A 21,962-nucleotide genomic window follows, 5' to 3' on the forward strand; every position below is an offset into this window, starting at 1 on the left:
GCCGCCGGTCGGGGCGACCCAACTCCGTGATCGATCCGGCGGCGGCAGCGCGAGTGTTCATGGCAAGATGGAATCGACTGGCGGTGATCGCAGCGCTCGCTCTCGCCGCGAGTGCCTGCATGCCGACGGCCGCTCTTGCCCAGCAGGGCAGCCTTGCGGCGCAGGGCGCGCGGATCAACGAGCTCAGCAAGGCCGGCCGATATTCGGAAGCACTGCCGCTCGCCCAGGCGATGGTGGCGAGCCTGGAGAAGAGCGACAACGGCCGCGATCTCGCCGCCGCGCTCAATAATCTCGGACAGGTTCATGCCGGCCTGGGCCGCGACGATCTGGCCGAGCCGATCTACAAGCGCGCGATTGCCTTGATGGAGAGGTCGGTCGGCCTCGACACGCCTTTGGTTGCGACCGAGCTGACCAATCTCGCCGCGCTGTATCAGCGGCAGGGCCGTTTCGCCGAGGCCGAGCCGCTGTTCAAGCGCGCGCTCGCCGTGCGCGAAAAGAGCCTGTCGCGTGAACATCCCGACGTCGGTCAGGCCCTGAACAATCTGGCCACGCTCTACGTCAAGCAAGAGCATTTTGCCGAGGCCGAACCGCTGTTCCGGCGGGCGCTTGCGATCTACCAGAAGGTTGCAGGTCCCGAGCATCCCGCGGTCGCGACGGTCCTCAACAACATCGGCCAGGTCGACCGCGACCTCAATCGCCATGCCGAGGCTGAAGCGCCGATCAGGCGCTCGCTCGCGATCCGCGAGAAAGTGTTGGGGCCGGATCATCCCGATGTCGCCCGCTCGCTCAACAATCTTGCGGGCCTCTATCAGCACCAGCAGCGCCATGCCGAGGCCGAGCCGCTGTATCGGCGCGCGCTCGCGATCCGCGAGCGCGCCTTCGGCGCCGATCACCCCGACGTTGCGATCTCGACCAGCAATTTTGCCTCCTTCCTCCAGGTCACCGGACGGACTGCCGACGCCTTGCCGCTAGCAGAGAAGACACTCGCCAATAATCGGGCGCAGTTGCGCGTCGTGCTGCCGATCCTGTTTTCCGCGCGGCAGCAGCATCTTCTGCCTGACGACAAGGCGCTGGACGAGGCGCTCGCGGCGATCCAGCGCGGCACGAAGTCCTCCGCCGCCTCCGCCGTGAACAAGCTCGCGGTGCGGCTCGCCGCCGGCAGCGACCGGCTCGCCGAGCTCGTGCGCAGGGATCAGGATCTCGCATTCGAGTCCGAAGCGCTCGACAAGGCGATCATCGCCGCAGTGTCCAAACCGTCTGCCCAGCGCGATTTGAGCGCCGAGCAGCGCAGCCGCGCGCGGATCGCCGCGATCGCGAACGAGCGCCGCGGATTGCAGAAGACGCTCGCCGTCGAGTTTCCCGACTATGCCTCGCTCTCCAACCCGCTGCCGCTGGCGGCCAGGGACATTCAGTCCTTGCTGTCGGCCGACGAGGCGATGGTGGTCTATGCCGTCGTCGACAAGCAGAGTTACGTCATCGCGATCGCGCGCGAGGGCGTCGATTGGAAGGAGATTCCGCTCGGAGCGGATGCGCTGACACAGAAGGTTGCAGCATTCCGCAAGGGGCTCGATGTCGGCAAGGCGCGCGATGCGTCCGGCAAGGCCGGGTTGTTCGACCTCGGACTCGCGAACGAGCTCTATGCCGCGCTGCTCGGCCCGGTCGAGGCGCTGACGAAGGACAAGCGCAATCTGCTGGTCGTGCCGTCGGCGGCGCTGACCGCGTTGCCGTTTCATCTGTTGGTCACGGAGAAGCCACAGGCTGCGATTCCGGACAGGCTCGAAGGTTATCGAAGTGCCGCCTGGCTGTTGCGGCGTCAGGCCGTCTCGGTGCTGCCCTCGGTGATCAGCCTGAAATCGCTGCGTGCCTTTGCGCGCAGGGATCACGGCGTCAAGCCGATGACGGGTTTCGGCGATCCCGTGTTCAACCCTGCAGAAGGGCCGGCCGAGCGTCGCGCGGCAAGCGGCAAGGTCGCGGCGCGCAGCATAGCCACCGCCGCCTATACCGATTTCTGGCGCGGCGCCGGTGTCGATCGCGCAAGGTTGGCGCAGGCGCTGCCGCAACTGCCGGATACTGCGGACGAGCTGACCGCGGTGGCAAGGGATGTCGGCGCTTCCGAGGCCGACATCCATCTCGGCCGCGATGCCAGCGAAACGACGCTCAAGCGTGCAGCGCTTGCTCAATACGGCATCATCTACTTTGCCACCCACGGCCTCGTCGCCGGAGACATCAAGGGACTGGGCGAGCCATCGCTTGCGCTCTCCATTCCCGACCGGCCATCGGACCTCGACGACGGCCTTCTCACCGCGAGCGAAGTCGCCCAGCTCAAGCTCAATGCGGATTGGGTGGTGCTGTCGGCCTGCAACACCATCGCGGGCGACAAGCCCGGCGCCGAAGCCCTGTCCGGATTGGCGCGCTCATTCTTCTATGCCGGTGCCCGTGCATTGCTGGTCTCGCATTGGGCGGTGGATTCGGAAGCTGCCACGCGCCTGACCACGTCGACATTCGATCTGCTCAAGAACGAGCCGAAGATCGGTCGCGCCGAAGCCTTGCGCCGCGCGATGTTGACCTATCTCGACGACGCCTCGTCACCGCGCAACGCCTATCCCGCGATGTGGGGACCGTTCGCACTCGTTGGTGAAGGTGAGGTAAGATAAGAAGCCGAGCGGGAATTGTGCGTCGCAATAACCGGAAGTAACGCGCCAATGCGCCTTTGGTTGCGCGATCATTCGCGCTTTTTTGATGCCTCCGCTCAGAGCTGACATGCGCGACGTTTGGCGCGGTCTTTGAATAAACCAAATCCTACGGGATCAGCTTGGCAACGCCAGCGTTCATCAGTATTAGGTCGTTCCAGCCGAGGCCGGAACGGCCTATTATTCACGGTGACCGCGATGGCGTCCAAACTTGGTCGCGCTGGGTGTCGCGGGTTCTAGGAGGATTTTTTCGTGCAAGAGACGGGCGTGCGCAACGGTGCCTTCGGCGCCGACAAATTCGGCTTAAAGAACCTCAAGCAGGTTCACTGGAACCTCGGTGCGCCGCAACTCTATCAATACTCGCTCTCGGCGGGTGAGGCGGTGCTGTCCGCCGACGGCGCGCTCTGCGCCGACACCGGCGAGTTCACCGGTCGCAGCCCGAAGGACAAGTTCACGGTGCGCGACGCCACCACCGACAAGAAGATGTGGTGGGCCGGTAACCAGTCGATCACCGCAGAGCAGTTCGAGACGCTCTACCAGGATTTCCTCAAGCATGCCGAAGGCAAGCGCCTGTTTGCGCAGGATCTCTATGGCGGCGCCGATCCGGCCTACCGGATCAAGACGCGCGTCTTCACCGAACTCGCCTGGCACTCGCTGTTCATCCGCACGCTGTTGATCCGTCCCGAAGCGATCGAGCTGTCGACCTTCGTGCCGGAGCTCACCATCATCGACATGCCGAGCTTCCGCGCCGATCCTAAACGTCACGGCTGCCGTTCGGAGAACGTCGTCGCGATCGATTTCGCCCGCAAGATTGTCCTGATCGGCGGGTCTTATTATGCCGGGGAGATGAAGAAGTCGGTCTTCACCACGCTGAACTACTATCTGCCCGAGCGCGGCGTGATGCCGATGCACTGCTCGGCCAATGTCGGCGCCAAGGGCGATACCGCGATCTTCTTCGGGCTGTCGGGCACCGGCAAGACCACGCTGTCGGCCGATCCCAACCGCACGCTGATCGGTGACGACGAGCACGGCTGGGGTCCGAACGGCGTCTTCAATTTCGAAGGCGGCTGCTATGCCAAGTGCATCAAGCTGTCGCAGGAAGCCGAGCCCGAGATCTATGCGGCCTCGACCCGCTTCGGCGCGGTGCTCGAGAACTGCGTGCTCGACGACGACACCCGCGTGGTCGATTTCGACGACGGCTCCAAGACCGAGAATACGCGCTCGGCCTATCCGCTCGACTTCATCCCGAACGCATCGCGCACCGGCCGCGCGCCGCAGCCGAAGAACGTGGTGATGCTCGCGGCCGACGCCTTCGGCGTGCTGCCGCCGATCGCCAAGCTCACGCCGGCGCAGGCGATGTATCACTTCCTCTCCGGCTACACCGCCAAGGTCGCGGGCACCGAGCGCGGTCTCGGCAACGAGCCGCAGCCGGAATTCTCGACCTGCTTCGGCTCGCCCTTCCTGCCGCTCGATCCCAGCGTTTACGGCAACATGCTGCGCGACCTCATCGCTCAGCACAATGTCGATTGCTGGCTGGTCAACACCGGCTGGACCGGCGGCAAGTACGGCACAGGCAACCGCATGCCGATCAAGGTGACGCGCGCGCTGCTCACCGCCGCGCTCGACGGCTCGCTCCGCAACGTCGAATTCCGCACCGACAAATATTTCGGCTTCGCGGTCCCGACCGCGCTGCCGGGCGTGCCTCACGAGATCCTCAACCCGGTCAACACCTGGAAGGACAAGGACGAGTTCGACAAGACCGCCCGTGCGCTGGTCGGCATGTTCCAGAAGAACTTCGCCAAGTTCGAAGCGCAAGTGGATGCAGAGGTTCGCGCGGCTGCGCCGGACGTGAAGCTCGCGGCGGAATAAGGTCGCAGCGGTTGAAATACGAGAGGGCGGCCGAGAAGCCGCCCTTTTTGTTTGCGGCGAGATCTCTCCGCTCGTCATTGCGAGCGCAGCGAAGCAATCCAGACTGCCTCTGGGGATGGACTCTGGATTGCTTCGTCGCTGCGCTCCTCGCAATGACGATTTTTGTGGAAGCAGCTACGCCTTGAAGTAAGCGATTTGCGTCGTGGTCGCGAGCAGTCGCCCGTTCGGGGACCACAGCTCGCCGTTCTGGTCGCCATAGCTCCTGTGGAAGATCTTCGCGTCCGCCGTCGCCAGCACGCGCGTGATGTCTTCAGCCGCGAGATCCTCGCCGGTCGTGTGGAAATAGGTCGTCAGCGACACCGTGCCGAAAGGCACCAGCTCGCGGCGCGCATGGAAGATGCGGCCGAAGAAGGCATCCGACATCGACATCAGCGACAGCATGTCGAGCTTGCGCGGTGTGCGGTCGCAGATCCAGATCTTGGAATAGGTGCTGGCGGACTCGGCCTGCGGCGGGCCGATGCGCATCTCGCCCTCGACGAAGCGGAATTCGTACTGATTGGCCCAGGACGCCGAGATCTTCGGGAACGGCAGCGTCTGCTCGAACGGCTTGGCGTCCGGGCATTTCGCCACCCTGTGCTCCCAGGACGGCCGGCGCTCGGCGAACACGGCGGTGGCGAGCGTTGCGACTTCGCCGCCGCCCTGGCTGAGCTCGACGCTCCAATGCTGGCTGGAGCGGTTGGCCTTCACCAGGCGCAGGTCGAGATCGAACGGACCCTTGGCGATCGGCGCGCAGTAATTGACGGTGAGCGCGAGCGGATCGCCGGCGCGTTCGGGATGGTCGATCAGCGCGCGCAGAATCGTCGCGGCGGTGGCGCCGCCGAACGGACCGACGAAGGCCCAGTAATCGTCGCTGGTGTGCCCCTGCCAGCTGGAGTCACCGGCGGTGATGCGGGTGGCATCGTCGAAGGGGTGGGGGAGCTTGGCGTGCATTGGTGGTCCTCGATGCCTCCCCGGCCGTCATTGCGAGGAGCCCTTGCGCCGAAGCAATCCAGGCTGTCTCGACGGAAAGATTCTGGATTGCTTCGCTGCGCTCGCAATGACGGTGGTTGAGGTTGCGGCGTCGCGTCACCGCCGCCACTTTGGGGATGATGATAATCATATCATCATCCGCCTTACGTCACGCAATAACCTTGCAGGTAACGACGCTTCCACGCCGCGGAAAATCAGCCCGCGACGTCGCGCAAATTCGGCAGCAGCGGGGTCGTCGGATTGACCGGCACGTTCCAGATCTCCTCGGCGTATTCGCGGATGGTGCGGTCCGAGCAGAACCACGCCATGCGCGCGACGTTGAGGATGGAGGCGCGCGTCCAGGCCGGCGACACCAGCCAGCGCGCGTCGACCGCGCGCTGCGCCTCGTAATAGGAATCGAAATCGGCGCTGACCATGTAATGGTCGAGATAGCGCAGCGCGTGCGCGATGGACTCGAAACGACCGGGGTCGCCGGGCGAGAACTCGCCGGTCCCGATCGCATTGATGGCGCGCTGGAGCTTCGGCGAATTCCGGATGATGTCGGAGGCATCCAGCCCCTGCTTGCGCCGGATCATGACGTCGCCGGCCTCTAGGCCGAAGATCGCGATGTTCTCGGGCCCGACATGGTCGCGGATCTCGATATTGGCGCCGTCGAGCGTGCCGATGGTGATGGCGCCGTTCAGGGCCAGCTTCATGTTGCCGGTGCCGGAGGCTTCCATGCCGGCTGTCGAGATCTGCTCGGACAGATCGGCCGCGGGAATGATCACTTCGGCGAGGCTGACATTGTAGTCGGGCAGGAAGGCGACCTTCAGCTTGCCGTCGATCGCGGGGTCGTTGTTGACGATGTCGGCGACGTCGTTGATCAGCTTGATGATCAGCTTGGCATAGCGATAGCTCGCCGCCGCCTTGCCGGCGAAGATCTTCACCCGCGGCACCCAATTGCCGTTGGGATCGTCCTTGATCGCCTGATACAGCGCGACCGTCTCGATGACGTTGAGCAGCTGGCGCTTGTATTCGTGGATGCGCTTGATCTGCACGTCGAACAGCGCGTTCGGGTCGACCTTGATGCCGAGCCGCTCGCCGATCAGCCGCGCCAGCGCCGCCTTGTTGGCGTGCTTGACGGCACGGAAATTCTTCTGGAATTCGACGTCGCTGGCGCGCGCCTCGATCAGGCTGAGCTGGGTGGGATCGTCGAGCACGGCCTCGCCGCAGGTCTCGCGCAAGAGGTCGGTCAGCTTCGGGTTCGCCAGCATCAGCCAGCGGCGGAAGGTGATGCCGTTGGTCTTGTTGGTGATGCGTCCGGGATAGAGATGGTTGAGGTCGTGGAACACGGTCTCGCGCATCAGGTCGGAATGCATCGCCGAGACGCCGTTGATGCGGTGCGAGCCGACGAAGGCGAGCTGGCCCATGCGCACGCGGCGGCCGCTCTTCTCGTCGATCAACGAGACCGAGGCACGGAAGTCGATGTCGCCGGGGCAGCGCGCCTCCGCGAGCGCCAGATGCTGCACGTTGATGCGGTAGATGATCTCGAGGTGCCGCGGCAGCAGCCGCTCGAACAGCTCGACCGGCCAGGTCTCCAGCGCTTCGGGCAGCAGCGTGTGGTTGGTGTAGGAGAGCGTGGCGACCGTGATCTTCCAGGCCTCGTCCCAGCGGAAATTGTGGAGGTCGACGAGGATCCGCATCAGCTCGGTGACGGCGAGGCTCGGATGGGTGTCGTTGAGCTGCACCGCGACCTTCATCGCGAGGCTGCGGAGCTGGCCGTCGGAGCTCAGGTGGCGATTGACGAGGTCCTGGAGCGAGGCGGAGACGAAGAAGTATTCCTGGCGCAGCCGCAGCTCGCGGCCCGCCGGGCTCTCGTCGTTCGGATAGAGGAATTTGCAGATCGCTTCCGCGCGTGACTGCTCCGCGCTGGCGCTGACATAATCGCCCTTGTTGAAGGCGTCGAGCTTCAACGGATCGGGCGAGCGCGCCGACCACAGGCGGAGCGCGTTGACGTGCTGGCCGCGCCAGCCGACGATCGGCGTGTCATAGGCGATCGCCTGCACGGTCTCGTCGGGATGCCAGATCGCGCGGTCGCGGCCCTTGTCGTCGACATGCTCGACGCTGCCGCCGAAATGGACGTGATAGATCACCTCCGGCCGCTGCAATTCCCAGGGGTTGCCGAAGCTCAGCCATTCGTCGGGATATTCCTGCTGCCAGCCCTGATTGATGATCTGGCGAAACAGGCCGTAATCGTAGCGGATGCCGTAGCCGATCGCGGGGATCGACAGCGTTGCCATGCTCTCCATGAAGCAGGCCGCGAGGCGGCCGAGGCCGCCATTGCCGAGGGCTGCGTCGGGCTCGCATTTTCGCAGTTCGGGCAGCGACACGCCGAGATCGCCGAGCGCGACCTCGAAGATCTTGAGCAGGCCCATGTTGTTGAGCGCGTCGGTGAAGAGGCGGCCGATCAAAAATTCGAGTGAGAGATAATAGACGCGCTTGCGACCCGCGTCGTAGCTGTGCTTCTCGGCGGTGAGCCAGCGATGCACGATGCGGTCGCGCAGCGCGAGCGCCGCGGCCTGGTACCAGTCGTGCTTGGTCGCCATGCCCGCGTCCTTGCCGATGGCAAGGCGCAGCTTCGCCAGGATCGCGCCCTTGATCTCGGTCAGCGCGAGCTCGTCGACGGGCTGGCCGGGGGCGGGAAAATTTGGCTGGAAAGATTGATCTTGCAAGGCCTTCACTTCCTGGTCGACTGAACACTGAACCCTACGCGCCTTGCTCCTGCACCGGAGCCGTCACGGGCGCGGCCCGGCACTGGCGCAAATTTATGCAAGGACCGGGCCGGTTTGGGAACCCGGGTGAGCACGGAGAAACGCTGATTTGCTGCTAGAATGGCGGACAATTCAGCCATCACTGTGGAGGAACCGCCATGAGACCTCTGATGAGACTGCTGCTCGAAATCGCCACTGCGACCCTGCTCGTCGTCTGCATCGGCGCCTCCAGCGCAGCTCTTGCCGCCGGCAAGCCCGGTCGCAGCGCCGACGGTCTCAGCTGCGGCTTCACCGTCCCGCCGAACGCATCGCCCACAGCCCGCTGCGCGGCCATCAAGCGCCAATGCGGCGGCAAGTTCTATGCGAGCGCGTGCGGAGACAAGCTGATGTCGGCAGCGAGGTGAGGGCGGCAAGCCTCCATCACCGGCGCTCGGCCTTGCTCAGGGCGTTGTCGCCTCAGAACAAATTAAGAACACTTTAGCAAGTCTTTGATATATCATTGTGATTCGGTATTGCGCCGACACAACATCTAGCGTCCGTCAGACTTCGCGAGGACTACATGTCCACCATTGCCTTCGATCAGTTTGCCCTCACCCGGATCGCCGATTTCGCCCGGTCGCTGTCGCGTCTGCATCGGGCCGCGCGGCGGCAGCGGATCGACGACGACCAATTCGACCGCGAGTTCAACGCGGTGTGCCAGTCGATCTGGGGCTACACCATCGACGACGTCAGCGACGAGCTGTTCTTGACCGACGACCATCTGTTTCTCGACACGCTGGACGAGGCGCATGCGCGCATCTTCGCGGCCGAGCAGGGCTATGACCTCGTCGACGAGACTGGCATGCTGACAGATTGGTGGGGCTTCTGCTGGATGATCCTGGCAGAGAAGCGCGGCCTGTTGACGCCGGAGAACCGCGCCGCGGCGCGCGCGGCGATCGAGGAGAAATATCTGGCGGCACCGAACGTGATTGGTGTGATCATCGGGAGGTAGTCGCGCTGTGTGCCCCGGGCGCTGCGCAGCACGTCAGTGATGCGCTGCTGAACCGGGGCCTATCTCGCGGCATACAGGGTCCCGGCTCTGCGCAGCAGCGTTGCACGCTGCAGCGCGTCCGGGGCATCAGATCATTCCAACCCCGCCCGCTTCGCCGGCTTCTGCGCATTGGTCTTCGGCACCGTCACGTCGGGCAGCGGCTCGCGCACGATCTCGGCCGCGGCGGGGGCATCCGCCGAGACCGTCTCGGCGCGCACCGGCGCCACCTTCATCTCGCCGAGCCGCGCACGGACCTGTGCGGTGAGGCCTGGATAGGAGGCAACTGGAGTGAAATCCGCAGCCTGGTCGTTGCCGACGCGAATGCCGGTGTAGGCGACGAGGCCGTCGCTGGTGGCAATCACATCGCCGGCCTTCAGCGAGGCATCCAGCGCGAGGTCGACCGGGGCGAGGCCGACCGGCTCGCGGCCGTTGCAGGTGCAGTCCGCGCGCAACGCCTTGCGATAGGCGAAGGCGTTCTCGCTGTCAGTATAGCGCTCGCCGGTCTGCGAATAGGCGCCCTCGATCGAGGAACCGAAATAGACCTTGGTCGTGCTGGCAGGACAGAAGGCCTGGCACATCTGCGCCGGCGAGACGAGGCCGCGCATCAATGGAAAATACTTGCCGTCGCAGCTGCGCACGCAGAAGGCCGGGCCGGAGCCGCCCGCTGCCGCCGCCCGGGTCGGCGGCACATATTGCGGCGTTGCGGCATTCTGCTGCCCGGTGAAGGGATCGACATAGGAGTTCGACTGCTGCGGCACCTCGCGCTGGGGACGCTGCTGCTGCATCCCGCCGAAGAGGAAGTCGAACAAGCCTTCAGCCGAAACTGGGGCCGGCGCCGCAAGCAGCGGAGCTGCAAGGATGGCGGCCACAAGTTTCGCGCGACGCCGCGCATGGGACCACATGTTACGCAATGCTCACTCCACCCGACGCTACTGAACCGGCTGGGACCACCCGGGTCTCAGCACATGATTCACGATAAAGTGGGATGGTAAATGAGCCGTTGCGCGGAGGCGGTTTCAAGTCGAGGCGGTGACCTCTTTAAGGCCGGCGCAGCTTTCGACGGATGGTTGCTTCCGGGCTACACCCGGGCGAGGCGGCGGAGGAGTTTTGCTACCTCAGGCCTTCAAGAATTCCGATGCCTTGTACAGCGAGCGGAACGGCAGGCCGGCCGCACCGAACGTGTCGGTGGCGCCTTCCTCGCGGTCGACCATGGTCAGCACCAGCACGACTTCGGCGCCGGTCTCGCGCACGGATTCCACCGCCTTCATCGCCGAGCCGCCGGTGGTGGTGACGTCCTCGACGATCACGACGCGCTTGCCGGCCAGCGTCTCGCCCTTGGGCAGGCCCTCGATCGCGAGCTTGGCGCCGTGCTCCTTCGGTTTCTTGCGCACGAAGAAGGCCGCGATCGGATGGCCCTTGATCCAGGAGATCTGCGCCAGCGCGCCGGCCAGCGGCACCGCGCCCATCTCGAGCCCGCCGATGAAATCGAGCTGGTCGTCCTTCAGCGCTTCATAGGTCAGCTCGGCGAGCAGGGTCGCACCCTCGGGGTCGAGCATGGTCGGCTTGAGGTTGAAGTAGAAATCGCTCTTGCGGCCGGACGCGAGCGTCACCTCGCCGCGGCCGAAGGAGCGCCGGCGGATGATTTCGAACAGGCGGGCGCGGGAGGCTGATTTCGACACGGCGGTCCCTCGAACAGCGTTTTTGGAGGAGGCGGAATTTATCCGCGACGGACGCGACATTCCAGAGGGGGCAACTCCCGTCAACAGGGATCGGCCATCCCGGGCCGGCGGTTGTGGGGCTGCAACTTTCTGGAGTAGGTGAAGGCCGAACCTGTCAGGGGGAAGGAAACAAGGCATGACCATCGAACTGCACACCTGGAACACGCCGAACGGCCGCAAGATCTCGGTCGCGCTGGAGGAGATGGGGCTGCCCTACAAGGTGATCCCGGTGAACATCACCAAGGGCGAGCAGATGGCCCCTGATTTCCTCAAGCTCTCCCCCAACAACAAGATCCCCGCCATCCTCGACCCCGACGGGCCCGACGGTAAGCCGGTCAGCATCTTCGAATCCGGCGCGATCCTGCTCTATCTCGGCGAAAAGACCGGCAAGTTCCTGCCGAAATCGCTGTCGGAGCGCATTCCCGTCTACGAATGGCTGATGTGGCAGATGGGCGGCTTCGGCCCGATGCCGGGCCAGGTGCACCATTTCATCGCGCTGGAGAACGAGCAGGACCGCGCCTATGGCCTGAAGCGCTACATGGCCGAGACGCGCCGACTCTATGGCGTGCTCGACCGCCGGCTGGAGGGCCGCGACTTCGTCGCCGGCGAGCTCTCGGTCGCCGATTTCGCCATCGTCGGCTGGGCCTGGCGCCACCCCCGCCACAAGGTGGACCTCGCCGATTTCCCCAACGTCAAGCGCTGGTATGAGGCGCTGATGGCCCGCCCGGCGGTGAAGCGGGGCATGGAGGCGAAACTGGACTAGTTATCGAGCTCTCGTGCCCCGGACGCAGCGCAGCGCGCAAGCGGTGCGCTGCAGAGCCGGGGCCCATGCCTCTGCGACATCGCCCTTAGCTCTCTGGGTCCCGGCTCTGCGCAGCAGCGCAAGAGCGCTGCAGCGCGTCCGGGACACGAGCCGCACGGCTTGCGACGTCCGCTACACCTTCTTCGCTTCCACTGCCATCCGCACGGCGAGGCCGGCCAGCACCGTGCCCATCAGCCAGCGCTGTACCAGCATCCAGCTCGGCCGCCTCGCCAGGAACAGCGCGATCGATCCGGCTGCGAGCGCGATCATGGCATTGACGCTGACGCTGATCGCGATCTGGATCGCCCCGAGCACCACCGACTGCATCAGCACGCTGCCGGCTGTGGGATCGATGAACTGCGGCAGCAGTGCCAGATACAACATCGCGATCTTCGGGTTGAGCAGGTTGGTGACGAAGCCCATCGCGAACAATTTGCGCGGACTGTCGACCGCGAGCTTTCTCACCTGGAACGGCGAGCGCCCGCCCGGCTTCACCGCCTGCCAGGCGAGCCAGAGCAGATAGAACGCACCGGCAAAGCGCAACACGTCATCGGCAAAGGGAATGGCGAGCAGCAGCGCCGTGATGCCGAACGCCGCGCACAGCATGTAGAACACGAAGCCCAGCGCCACGCCGCCGAGCGAGATGATGCCGGCTATCGGCCCCTGCGTGATCGAGCGCGAGATCAGGTAGATCATGTTCGGCCCGGGCGTGAGCACGAGGCCGAGGCAGACGAGGGCGAAGCCGAGCAGGGTGGGGGTATGGGGCATGGGCGAACCGGTGCGGAAGATGCACTGGTTCTAATCTGGGCGGTGCTGCGGGGCCATCGCGCAATTGCTCGGAGGACAATTGCGGCCAAGCGCCGGGACGACACTGTGTTTGCGGCTAATGCGCCTCGTCCCAGTTCGTCGCCGCGCGCGCGTCGACATGCAGCGGCACCGACAGCAGCACGGCGGGGAATGGCGCGTCCTGCATGACGCGTTGCACGACGGGCAGCGTCGCCTCGACCTCGGCGTCCGGCACCTCGAAGATCAATTCGTCATGCACTTGCAGCAGCATCTGCGCCGACAGCTTCTTCTCGGCGAGTGCGTCCTCGACGCGCGTCATGGCACGGCGGATGATGTCGGCGGCGGTGCCCTGGAGCCGGGCGTTGATCGCAGCGCGCTCGTTGAAGGCGCGCACCGAGGCGTTGGAGGCCTTGATGTCGGGGTAGTGCATCTTCCGGCCGAACAGCGTGGTGACGTAGCCGTGGCTGCGGCAGAAATCGCGCGTCTCGTCCATATAGGCGCGGATGCCGGGGAAGCGCTCGAAATATTTCTTGATGTACGCCGAGGCCTCCTCGCGCGCGATGCCGAGCTGGTTGGCGAGGCCAAACGCGGAGATGCCGTAGATGATGCCGAAATTGATCGCCTTGGCGCGGCGGCGGATCTCGCTCGGCATGCCCTTGATCGGCACGCCGAACATTTCCGACGCCGTCATGGCGTGAATGTCGAGCCCGTCGCGGAACGCCTGCTTCAGCACGGGGATGTCCGCGATCTCCGCGAGCAGCCGCAGCTCGATCTGAGAATAGTCGGCCGACACCAGCTTGTGTCCCGGCGTCGCGATGAAGGCGCGGCGGATCTTGCGGCCGTCCTCGGTGCGCACCGGGATGTTCTGCAAGTTCGGCTCGTTCGACGACAGCCGCCCCGTAGTGGTCGCGGCCAGCGCGTAAGTCGTGTGGACGCGATGGGTCTGCGGATTGACGTAGGTCGGCAGCGCGTCGGTGTAGGTCGATTTCAGCTTCGAGACCTGGCGCCACTCCAAGATCTTCTTCGGGAAGTCGTGGCCCTGCTCGGCGAGCTCATCGAGCACCTGGGCGGTGGTCGACCATGCGCCCGTCTTCGTCTTGGTGCCGCCCGGCAGTCCCATCTTGCCGAACAGGATGTCGCCGATCTGCTTGGGGCTGCCGACATTGACCGGCTCGCCGGCAATCTGCTGGATCTCGGCCTCGACGCGCGCTGCGGTCTGGGCGAAATCGCCGGAGAGGCGCGACAGCACCTGGCGGTCGATCGAGATGCCGCGCCGCTCCATGCGGGCAAGCACCGACACCAGCGGCCGCTCCAGCGTCTCGTACACCGTGGTCATGTGCTCGGCGACGAGGCGCGGCTTCAGCACGCGCCAGACGCGCAAGGCCATGTCGGCGCCTTCCGCCGACAGCGGCGCGGCCTTGTCGATCGGCAGCTGGTCGAAGGTGATCTTGCCTTTGCCGCTGCCGAGCAGCTCGCTCTCCTTCAGCATGGCATGGCCGAACCAGCGCTCGGACAGCGATTCGATCGCGTGGGAGCCGCGGCCCGCATCGAGCACGTAGGAGATCAGCAACGCATCATCGGTGTTGCGCAGGGTGATGCCGTGCTGCGCCAGCATCACGGCGGTGAACTTGACGTCGAAGCCGATCTTGAGAATGCCTGTCGATTCCAGCACCGGCCGCAGCGCTTCGATCGCATCCGCATGCTTGACCTGATCGGGCACGAGGCCCGTATCGAACAGGCCGGCGCCGCCGCCAGACTGCTTGTGCGCCAGCGGCACATAGCAGGCCTCGTTCGGCGCCAGCGCCAGCGCGATGCCGCAAAGATCGGCCTGCATCGGATCGATCGAGTTCGCTCGCGTCTCGATCGCGACATGGCCGGCATCATGGATGCGCGCGATGAAGGCGTCGAGCTCCTTCAGCGTATTGATCGCCTGGTACTTGGTTCGGTCGACGGGAAGCTTGCGCAAGGCCTCTTCGCGCGCGGCGGCGAGCGAGATCGGCGCGCCTTTCGGGCTTGCGGCCTTGTCCTCCTTGCTCGCCGATGTGCTGGGCTGGTTCGGCCGGGCTGATGCCGGCGTGGCGTCGCCCGGCGTGGGCACGACGTCCGAGGGCGGCAGCGGCGAGAACACGCTGGCGCCGCTGGCATAGCCGGGGTCGGCATCGACATTGGCAGGATCGATCTGCGCATAGTCGGCGACGCGCCGCGTCAACGTTGTGAACTCCATCGCCTTGAGGAAGGCGACCAGCTTGCGCGCGTCGGGCTCGTGCACCGCGAGGTCGTCCAGCGGCACCTCGAGGTCGACCTTGTCGTCGAGCAGCACGAGCTGCCGCGAGATCCGCGCCTTCTCGGCGTTCTCCAGCAGCGCCTCGCGTCGCTTGGGCTGCTTGATCTCGCCGGCGCGGAATAGCAACTGATCGAGGTCGCCATATTCGGTGATCAGCTGCGCCGCGGTCTTGATGCCGATGCCGGGTACGCCAGGTACGTTGTCGGTGGAGTCGCCCGCGAGCGCCTGCACCTCGACCACCTTCTCCGGCGGCACGCCGAATTTCTCGATCACCTCGGGGATGCCGATGCGGCGGTCCTTCATAGTGTCGTACATCGTGACGCAGTCGGTGACGAGCTGCATCAAATCCTTGTCGGAAGACACGATGGTCGCGCTGGCGCCACGCTCGCAAGCCTGCCGCACATAGGTCGCAATCAAATCGTCGGCCTCGAATCCCACCTGTTCCAGGCAGGGCAGGTCGAAGGCGCGGACCGCCTCGCGGATCAGCGCGAATTGCGGGATGAGGTCATCGGGCGCCGGCGGCCGGTGCGCCTTGTAGTCGGGATAGATCTTGTTGCGGAAGGTGATCTCCGACTTGTCGAAGATGATGGCGAGATGCGTCGGACGGTTGTCCTCGGGCATGTCGCGGAGCAGCTTCCACAGCATGTTGCAGAAACCGAGCACCGCATTGACCTGGAGGCCGTCGGACTTGCGGTTCAGCGGCGGCAGCGCGTGATAGGCGCGGAAGATGTAGGAGGAACCGTCGACCAGGAACACATGATCGCCCTTGCCGGCCGCCTTCGCTGCAACCGGTTTGGCAGCAGCTGTCGTCGCGGCTTTGGCAACAGACTTGGTGTCGGCGGCTGCCTTGGGCGCGGCCTTGGTGTCGGCTTTGGCGGTGGTCTTCGGGGAGGTTTTGGGCATGGCCGCAATGTATGAATTTTTGCGGGCTTTGACAGCCTTCGAGGCGCGAATTTTGGGCTGGTTACGCGACTATCCCCACTGTCATTCCCCGCGAAAGCGGGGGATCCAGTACACCGCGGCTTCCCGGCTCAATCACTGACGTCTCGGCGTACTGGGTCGCCCGGTCAAGCCGGGCGACGACAGCGAACTACTCCGCTGCCTGCAACATCGGCCCGCTCTTCCGCGGCGCGATCCAGAACGCGTCGGGCCGCTCGAACAGGAAGCGTGCGTTGAGGCGCAGCGCCACCTGCCAGATCGCGAGCGCGCCCAGCACGCCGGCGATGGTGACCATCAGCGACACTGTGCCGATGTCGGCAATGATGCCGGTGCGCAGCAGCAACGTGCGCGTCGCCGCCATCGGCAGGAAGAAGGCGAGATAGATCACGATCGAGTGCTCACCGCAGAAGCGGAGGAAGTTGAGCCATTGCGCGCGCGCGAGCAGCGTGCCCGTGGTGATGATGGCGCAGGCCCCAGCGAAGCCGAGCACGAGGGAAACGATTCCCCATTCGCTGGCGCCCCAGGCGACGAGGCCGGCATTGACCAGCGCCCACGTGGCAAGCGCTGCAAGCGCAAGCGCCGGGTGGTTGCGCGCGCGATCCGACAGCGCGAACACGTAAGGCGCGAACAGATAGCCCGAATAAAAATAGACGAAGCGCGAGCAGAACTCGTCGATGGCAGTCCAGCCGGTGGTGATGCGCGCGGTCTCCAGCGCGGCGGCGAGGAGCCAGATCGCGAGCGGCGGAACTCTGCGTGTCAGTTTTGTGACGACAAAGAAGATCGGCAACAGATAGATGAACCACAGCGTGCCGAACGGCTCGATGAAGGATTCCAGATACAGCAAGCCAACGCGAGGCCAGCCCGTCTCCGCCGCGAAGGCCGGCGCCTTGAAGCCGAATTGGATTGTCACCCAGACGACATAGAAATAGGCGAAATGGACCACCTTGCGGTCAAGATAGGTGCGCCAGTCCCGATCGATCACCAGCGACAGGAACAGGCCCGAGATCAGGAAGAAGTCCGGCATCCGGAACGGCTTTGCAAAGGCCACCGCGACATGCATGAAACCGGTCTGACCGGCGGCGAGCTCGACCCCCAGCACCGAATGCATCATCACGACCATGACGATACAGATGCCTTTGGCGTAATCGACCCAGTCGATACGCGCGGCAGAAGGGGCCTTGAGCCCGCCGCCGGCCTTTGTGCCCGATCGTGCCATGGTGTTCCTTTTCGAGGCGCCTTCCGCCCCTCCCTGTGTGGCCGTGGGGCAGTTTGGAGCCGAGGGGGTTTCGACTTCTTTACCGGTACAAGTCGCGGGCCGGTTTTTGCATGCGGACTGTTCCATGACCGCGGGAAAATGCTACACCGCACCGAATTGAGCTGAATTGGGCTTTCGTTAACCATGCTGGAACGGGATTTTTCATGCGCATTGCGATGATTGGCACAGGCTATGTGGGACTGGTGTCCGGGGCCTGCTTTGCGGATTTCGGTCACGACGTCATCTGCGTCGACAAGGACGAGAAGAAGATCGCGGCGCTCCATCGCGGCGAGATCCCGATCTACGAGCCCGGGCTGGAAGAGCTGGTCGCGACCAACGTCAAAGCCAAGCGGCTCGCTTTCACCACCGACCTCTCCAAGCCGGTGGCGGATGCCGATGCCGTGTTCATCGCGGTCGGGACGCCCTCGCGCCGCGGCGATGGCCACGCCGATCTGTCCTATGTCTACGCTGCGGCGAAAGAGATCGCGCAATCGCTTCAAGGCTTCACCGTCGTCGTGACGAAGTCGACCGTGCCGGTCGGCACCGGCGACGAGGTCGAACGCATCATCCGCGAGGCCAATCCCAAGGCGGACGTTGTCGTCGCCTCCAACCCCGAATTCCTGCGCGAGGGCGCCGCGATCCGCGACTTCAAGTTCCCCGATCGCGTCGTGGTCGGCACCTCCGACGAGCGCGGCCGCAAGGTGATGGGCGATATTTACCGCCCCCTGTCGCTGAACCAGGCGCCGCTGATGTTCACGGCGCGCCGCACCGCCGAGATGATCAAATACGCCGCCAACGCGTTCCTCGCGACCAAGATCACCTTCATCAACGAGATCGCCGATCTCTCCGAAAAGGCCGGCGCCAACGTCCAGGAAGTCGCGCGCGGCATTGGCCTGGACAACCGCATTGGCACCAAGTTCCTGCATGCCGGTCCCGGCTTTGGCGGCTCGTGCTTCCCAAAGGACACCAAGGCGCTGATCAAGATCGCGCAGGATTACGACGTGAACTTGCGCATCGTCGAAGCCGTGCTGGCGGTCAACGAGAACCGCAAGCGTGCGATGGCGCGCAAGGTGAGCCAGGCGCTCGGCGGTTCGCTGCGCGGCAAGACCATCGCGGTGCTCGGCCTCACCTTCAAGCCCGACACCGACGACATGCGTGATGCGCCATCGATCCCGCTGGTGACGGGCCTGATCGACATGGGTGCAACCGTGAAGGCGTTCGATCCCGTCGGCATGGAGCAGGCGAAAAGCGAGTTGCCCAGCATCACCTATTGCGAGGACGCCTATAGTTGCGCGCAAGATGCCGATGCGCTCGTCATCGTCACCGAATGGGTGCAGTTCCGCGGGCTCGATCTCGATCGGCTGAAGACGGCCATGGCAAAGCCTGTCGTCGTGGATCTCCGCAACATCTACCGTCCCGAGGACATGGAAGCCGCCGGCTTCGTCTATGAGAGCGTCGGCCGGCCTACGGGGCAGGGCTGATAGCGAGACATCTTCGGCAACCCTCAAGCCGTCATGGCCGGGCTTGTCCCGGCCATCCACGTCTTGTTCACTGCTGGATGAAAGAACGTGGATGCCCGGCACGAGGCCGGGCATGACGACGGATGATTCCTTGCCCCGCAGTTTCGATACGCCCCTCCCGATCGATGTCGTGCTCGACGATTTGTCGCGCACGCTGGAGGCCAGCAACGCCGCTGTGCTGGTGGCCCCTCCCGGCGCTGGCAAGACCACGCGGGTGCCGCTGGCGCTGCTGGACGCTCCCTGGGCCAAGGGCAAGAAGATCATCGTGCTGGAGCCCCGCCGCATCGCCGCGCGCGCCAGCGCCGACCGCATGGCCAAATCGCTCGGCGAACGCGCCGGCGAGACCGTCGGCTACCGCGTCCGCTTCGGTTCGAAAATATCGCGCGCAACGCGCATCGAGGTCGTGACCGAAGGTATCTTCACCCGCCAGATCCTCGACGATCCTGAGCTCTCCGGCGTCGCTGCCATCCTGTTCGACGAATTCCACGAGCGCTCGCTCGATGCCGACATGGGCCTCGCACTGGCACGCGACGCGCAAACCGGCTTGCGTGAGGACCTGCGCATCCTCGTGATGTCGGCGACGCTCGACGGCGCGCGCGTGGCAAAACTGCTCGGCGATGCCCCCGTCGTCGAGAGCGAAGGCCGCGCTTTTCCGGTCGAGACGCGCTATCTCGGCCGCAAGGCGGACGCTCCGATCGAGCGGCAGATGGCGGATGCCATTGCGTCCGCGCTGCGCGCCGACAGCGGCTCAGTGCTGGCGTTCCTGCCGGGCGCTGCCGAAATCCGCCGCACCCAGAATTTCCTCGGCGAACGCGTGCAGGACGCTTCCGTCGAGATCGTGCCGCTGTTCGGGGCGCTCGATGCCGCGGTGCAGGACCGCGCCATTGCGCCGGCGCCGAAGGGGACGCGCAAGGTGGTGCTGGCGACGTCGATCGCGGAGACCTCGCTCACCATCGAAGGCGTGCGCATCGTCGTCGATTGCGGTCTCGCGCGCGTGCCGCGCTATGAACCCGACATCGGCCTGACCCGGCTCGAGACCGTGCGCGCCTCGCGCGCGGCAGTGGACCAGCGCCGCGGCCGCGCCGGCCGAACCGAACCCGGGGTCTGCTACCGGCTCTGGGATGAGCCCCAGACCGCCTCGCTCGCGCCCTACACCCAGCCGGAAATCCTCAGCGCCGATCTGTCCTCCCTGGTGCTCGATCTCGCGCAATGGGGCGTTGTCGATCCCGCGGCGCTGTCGTTCCTCGATCCGCCGCCGCAGCCGGCCTGGAAGGAGGCGAAAAGCCTGCTCGCGGAGCTCAACGCGCTCGATGGCGACGGCCGCATCACCGCCGAAGGCAAGAGCCTGCGCGCACTGGCGCTGCCGCCGCGGCTGGCGCGCATGATCGTGGATTCGCATCGCGCCGGTAGCGGCGAAGCCGCGGCGGAGATCGCAGCTATCATCACCGAGCGCGGGCTCGGTGGCGACAGCGTCGATCTCGAGCACCGGCGCGACCAGTTTCGCCGCGACCGCTCACCGCGCGCGGCCAGCGCGCGCGATCTGGCGCGGCGCTGGGCCGCGCAGGTCGCGGCGTCCGAGAAGGCGGGGCAGCTCTCGACCGGTTTGATGCTCGCTTATGCCTTTCCGGACCGCGTCGCGCGCAATCGCGGCAATGGCAGCTTCGTGCTGGCCAACGGCCGTGGCGCGTCCGTCGAGCAGACCTCCTCGCTTGCCCGCGCGCCTTACATCGCGATCGGCGAGATGACGGGGACGGCAGCGAGCGGGCGCATCCTGCTCGCGGCACAGATCACCCAGGAGGAGATCGAGCAGCATTTCGCCGAGCATATCGAGAGCACAGAAGAAGTCTCGTTCGATCGCGGCGCGATGGCGCTGCGGGCGCGGCGCAAGCGTGTGCTGCATGCCATCACGCTGTCCGAGGCGACACTTGCCGTGTCGCCCTCTGAGGACACCGCGCGCATCTTCGCCGATGGGCTGATCGCTGCCGGCCTCGACCGGCTGCCCTGGTCGAAGGCGGCCAAGCAGTGGCGCGATCGCGTGATGTTCCTGCGCAAGGCCGAGGGCGACAGCTGGCCCGATCTGTCGGACGACGGATTGATCGCACGCCGCGACGACTGGCTGATGCCGGCGCTCTACGACAAGGTCGCGCTCAAGGACGTCTCCGCCGGCGATCTCTCCGACGCCCTGATGGCGCTGTTGCCGTGGGACATGCGCGCGCGGCTCGACCGCGAGGCGCCGACGCATTTCGAGGCGCCGACCGGAAGCATGCTCGCGATCGACTACGAGGCCGAGCAGGGCCCGACCATCACGGTGCGGCTGCAGGAACTGTTCGGCCTCGACACCCATCCCGCGATCGCTGCCGGCAAGGTGCCGCTGGTGCTGGAATTGCTGTCGCCGGCCCAGCGCCCGGTGCAAGTGACGCGCGATCTCCCGGGTTTTTGGCGCGGCAGTTACGCCGCCGTGCGCTCCGACCTGCGCGGCCGCTATCCGCGCCATCCCTGGCCGGACGAACCGGCCAGCGCGCTGCCGACCCGGCGGGCAAAGCCGCGCGGGACGTGAGTTGCGGCGACCGCATTAACCGTCCGCTCATCCTTTTCGTCAAAATGGCATCGGCCCAGTCGCGGCTGCGCTCGCCGCCGGGCGGGCTGCGTGGTGAAATCGAGCTTTCGGCTCGGATGTGGTGTGATGCGTAACATTGTGATCTTCGCAGCCGTCATGATCGGCCTCGGCACTTTCATGGCCCAGATGGCGGACAAGATGAGCTCGGCCTCCGCCACCTCGGTGTCGCGCACGACGGTGGCCGTCGCCTCCACCGCGCCGGCCGGCGGCCGCAACCTGCTTCTCTCTCGCGACGTCCGCGGGCATTTCCAGGCCGAGGGCCGCATCGACGGCCAGCGCATCGGCTTCATGGTCGATACCGGCGCATCCGTCGTTGCACTGAACGAGACCTCGGCCGCACGCTTTGGTTTGCGACCTTCGCGCAGCGAGTACACCGCCACCGTCTCCACCGCCAACGGGACCATCAAGGCCGCGCGCACCCGGATCGCCATGCTCGATGTCGGCGGTCTCATCGTGCGCGACGTCGATGCCATGGTGCTGCCGGACGCAGCGCTGTCGGAGAACCTGCTCGGCCTGTCCTTCCTGTCGCGCCTGAAGCGCTTCGAATACGCCAACGGCCAGATGGTGCTGGAGCAGTAGGCGCGGCCCGCACGTTCGTCCGACTGTCATTTTCAAAGATAATCTCTTCGCTCTGACCGCCTCCGCGGCAACGTTTCTTCGTTACCAAACTGCC

General features: G+C 65.4%; 15 protein-coding genes. 8 read left to right on the forward strand and 7 right to left on the reverse strand.

The window, feature by feature from the left end; translation table 11 throughout:
• Positions 1–59: 59 nt before the first annotated feature.
• Both LPJ38_RS07910 and LPJ38_RS07915 read left to right on the forward strand, forming a co-directional pair.
• Positions 60–2,654 carry a CHAT domain-containing tetratricopeptide repeat protein gene (locus tag LPJ38_RS07910; protein WP_145641937.1) on the forward strand — a complete coding sequence of 865 codons (2,595 nt, stop codon included), beginning with the start codon at positions 60–62 and terminating at the stop codon, positions 2,652–2,654.
• Between the two features lie 288 nt (positions 2,655–2,942).
• A complete protein-coding gene (locus LPJ38_RS07915; RefSeq protein ID WP_145641935.1) occupies positions 2,943–4,559 on the forward strand; it encodes a phosphoenolpyruvate carboxykinase in 1,617 nt (538 codons plus the stop codon).
• 174 nt (positions 4,560–4,733) lie between these two features.
• On the opposite strand, the gene LPJ38_RS07920 is transcribed toward LPJ38_RS07915, so the two are convergent.
• Both LPJ38_RS07920 and LPJ38_RS07925 read right to left on the reverse strand, forming a co-directional pair.
• The gene (locus LPJ38_RS07920; protein WP_145641933.1) at positions 4,734–5,549 is read right to left on the reverse strand and encodes an acyl-CoA thioesterase; all 816 of its coding nucleotides are present in this window, start codon (positions 5,547–5,549) and stop codon (positions 4,734–4,736) included.
• Positions 5,550–5,782: 233 nt separating this feature from the next.
• Entirely contained in the window at positions 5,783–8,299 is a 2,517-nt protein-coding gene (locus tag LPJ38_RS07925; RefSeq protein ID WP_167520760.1) for a glycogen/starch/alpha-glucan phosphorylase, read from the reverse strand.
• A 197-nt stretch (positions 8,300–8,496) separates the two neighbouring features.
• Between LPJ38_RS07925 and LPJ38_RS07930 the strand changes: the two genes are divergently transcribed.
• Positions 8,497–8,742, forward strand: coding sequence for a hypothetical protein (locus LPJ38_RS07930; RefSeq protein WP_167520759.1), 246 nt, complete (start codon positions 8,497–8,499; stop codon positions 8,740–8,742).
• A gap of 155 nt (positions 8,743–8,897) precedes the next feature.
• Complete coding sequence (locus tag LPJ38_RS07935; RefSeq protein ID WP_145641927.1) at positions 8,898–9,329, forward strand: hypothetical protein; 432 nt, start codon at positions 8,898–8,900, stop codon at positions 9,327–9,329.
• Positions 9,330–9,460: 131 nt separating this feature from the next.
• On the opposite strand, the gene LPJ38_RS07940 is transcribed toward LPJ38_RS07935, so the two are convergent.
• Positions 9,461–10,270 (reverse strand): DUF2865 domain-containing protein, encoded by an 810-nt coding sequence (locus LPJ38_RS07940; RefSeq protein WP_145641984.1) that lies wholly within the window; start codon positions 10,268–10,270, stop codon positions 9,461–9,463.
• A gap of 213 nt (positions 10,271–10,483) precedes the next feature.
• Complete coding sequence (gene pyrE / locus LPJ38_RS07945; protein WP_018647906.1) at positions 10,484–11,047, reverse strand: orotate phosphoribosyltransferase; 564 nt, start codon at positions 11,045–11,047, stop codon at positions 10,484–10,486.
• A 175-nt stretch (positions 11,048–11,222) separates the two neighbouring features.
• On the opposite strand from pyrE, the gene LPJ38_RS07950 reads away from it, so the two are divergent.
• Positions 11,223–11,849 carry a glutathione S-transferase family protein gene (locus LPJ38_RS07950; protein ID WP_145641925.1) on the forward strand — a complete coding sequence of 209 codons (627 nt, stop codon included), beginning with the start codon at positions 11,223–11,225 and terminating at the stop codon, positions 11,847–11,849.
• A 171-nt stretch (positions 11,850–12,020) separates the two neighbouring features.
• Here the strand turns inward: LPJ38_RS07950 and LPJ38_RS07955 are convergent, their stop codons facing one another.
• The 3 genes from LPJ38_RS07955 to LPJ38_RS07965 all read right to left on the reverse strand — a co-directional run bounded on the left by LPJ38_RS07955 (position 12,021) and on the right by LPJ38_RS07965 (position 17,113).
• A complete protein-coding gene (locus LPJ38_RS07955; RefSeq protein ID WP_145641923.1) occupies positions 12,021–12,656 on the reverse strand; it encodes a LysE family translocator in 636 nt (211 codons plus the stop codon).
• A 115-nt stretch (positions 12,657–12,771) separates the two neighbouring features.
• The gene (gene polA, locus LPJ38_RS07960) at positions 12,772–15,861 is read right to left on the reverse strand and encodes a DNA polymerase I (protein WP_145641921.1); all 3,090 of its coding nucleotides are present in this window, start codon (positions 15,859–15,861) and stop codon (positions 12,772–12,774) included.
• A gap of 187 nt (positions 15,862–16,048) precedes the next feature.
• Positions 16,049–17,113, reverse strand: a complete 1,065-nt coding sequence (locus tag LPJ38_RS07965; protein ID WP_145641920.1) for an acyltransferase family protein — start codon at positions 17,111–17,113, stop codon at positions 16,049–16,051.
• A gap of 203 nt (positions 17,114–17,316) precedes the next feature.
• On the opposite strand from LPJ38_RS07965, the gene LPJ38_RS07970 reads away from it, so the two are divergent.
• The 3 genes from LPJ38_RS07970 (at position 17,317) to LPJ38_RS07980 (ending at position 21,868) form a co-directional block, all read left to right on the forward strand.
• Positions 17,317–18,633 (forward strand): UDP-glucose dehydrogenase family protein, encoded by a 1,317-nt coding sequence (locus LPJ38_RS07970; RefSeq protein ID WP_145641918.1) that lies wholly within the window; start codon positions 17,317–17,319, stop codon positions 18,631–18,633.
• A 130-nt stretch (positions 18,634–18,763) separates the two neighbouring features.
• Positions 18,764–21,229: an ATP-dependent helicase HrpB gene (gene hrpB, locus LPJ38_RS07975; RefSeq protein WP_167520765.1), complete on the forward strand. Its 2,466-nt coding sequence runs from the start codon at positions 18,764–18,766 to the stop codon at positions 21,227–21,229.
• Between the two features lie 126 nt (positions 21,230–21,355).
• Positions 21,356–21,868 (forward strand): TIGR02281 family clan AA aspartic protease, encoded by a 513-nt coding sequence (locus LPJ38_RS07980; protein WP_167520758.1) that lies wholly within the window; start codon positions 21,356–21,358, stop codon positions 21,866–21,868.
• The last annotated feature ends 94 nt before the right edge of the window (positions 21,869–21,962 follow it).

It is taken from the genome of Bradyrhizobium daqingense, from assembly GCF_021044685.1.
Taxonomy (GTDB): domain Bacteria; phylum Pseudomonadota; class Alphaproteobacteria; order Rhizobiales; family Xanthobacteraceae; genus Bradyrhizobium; species Bradyrhizobium daqingense.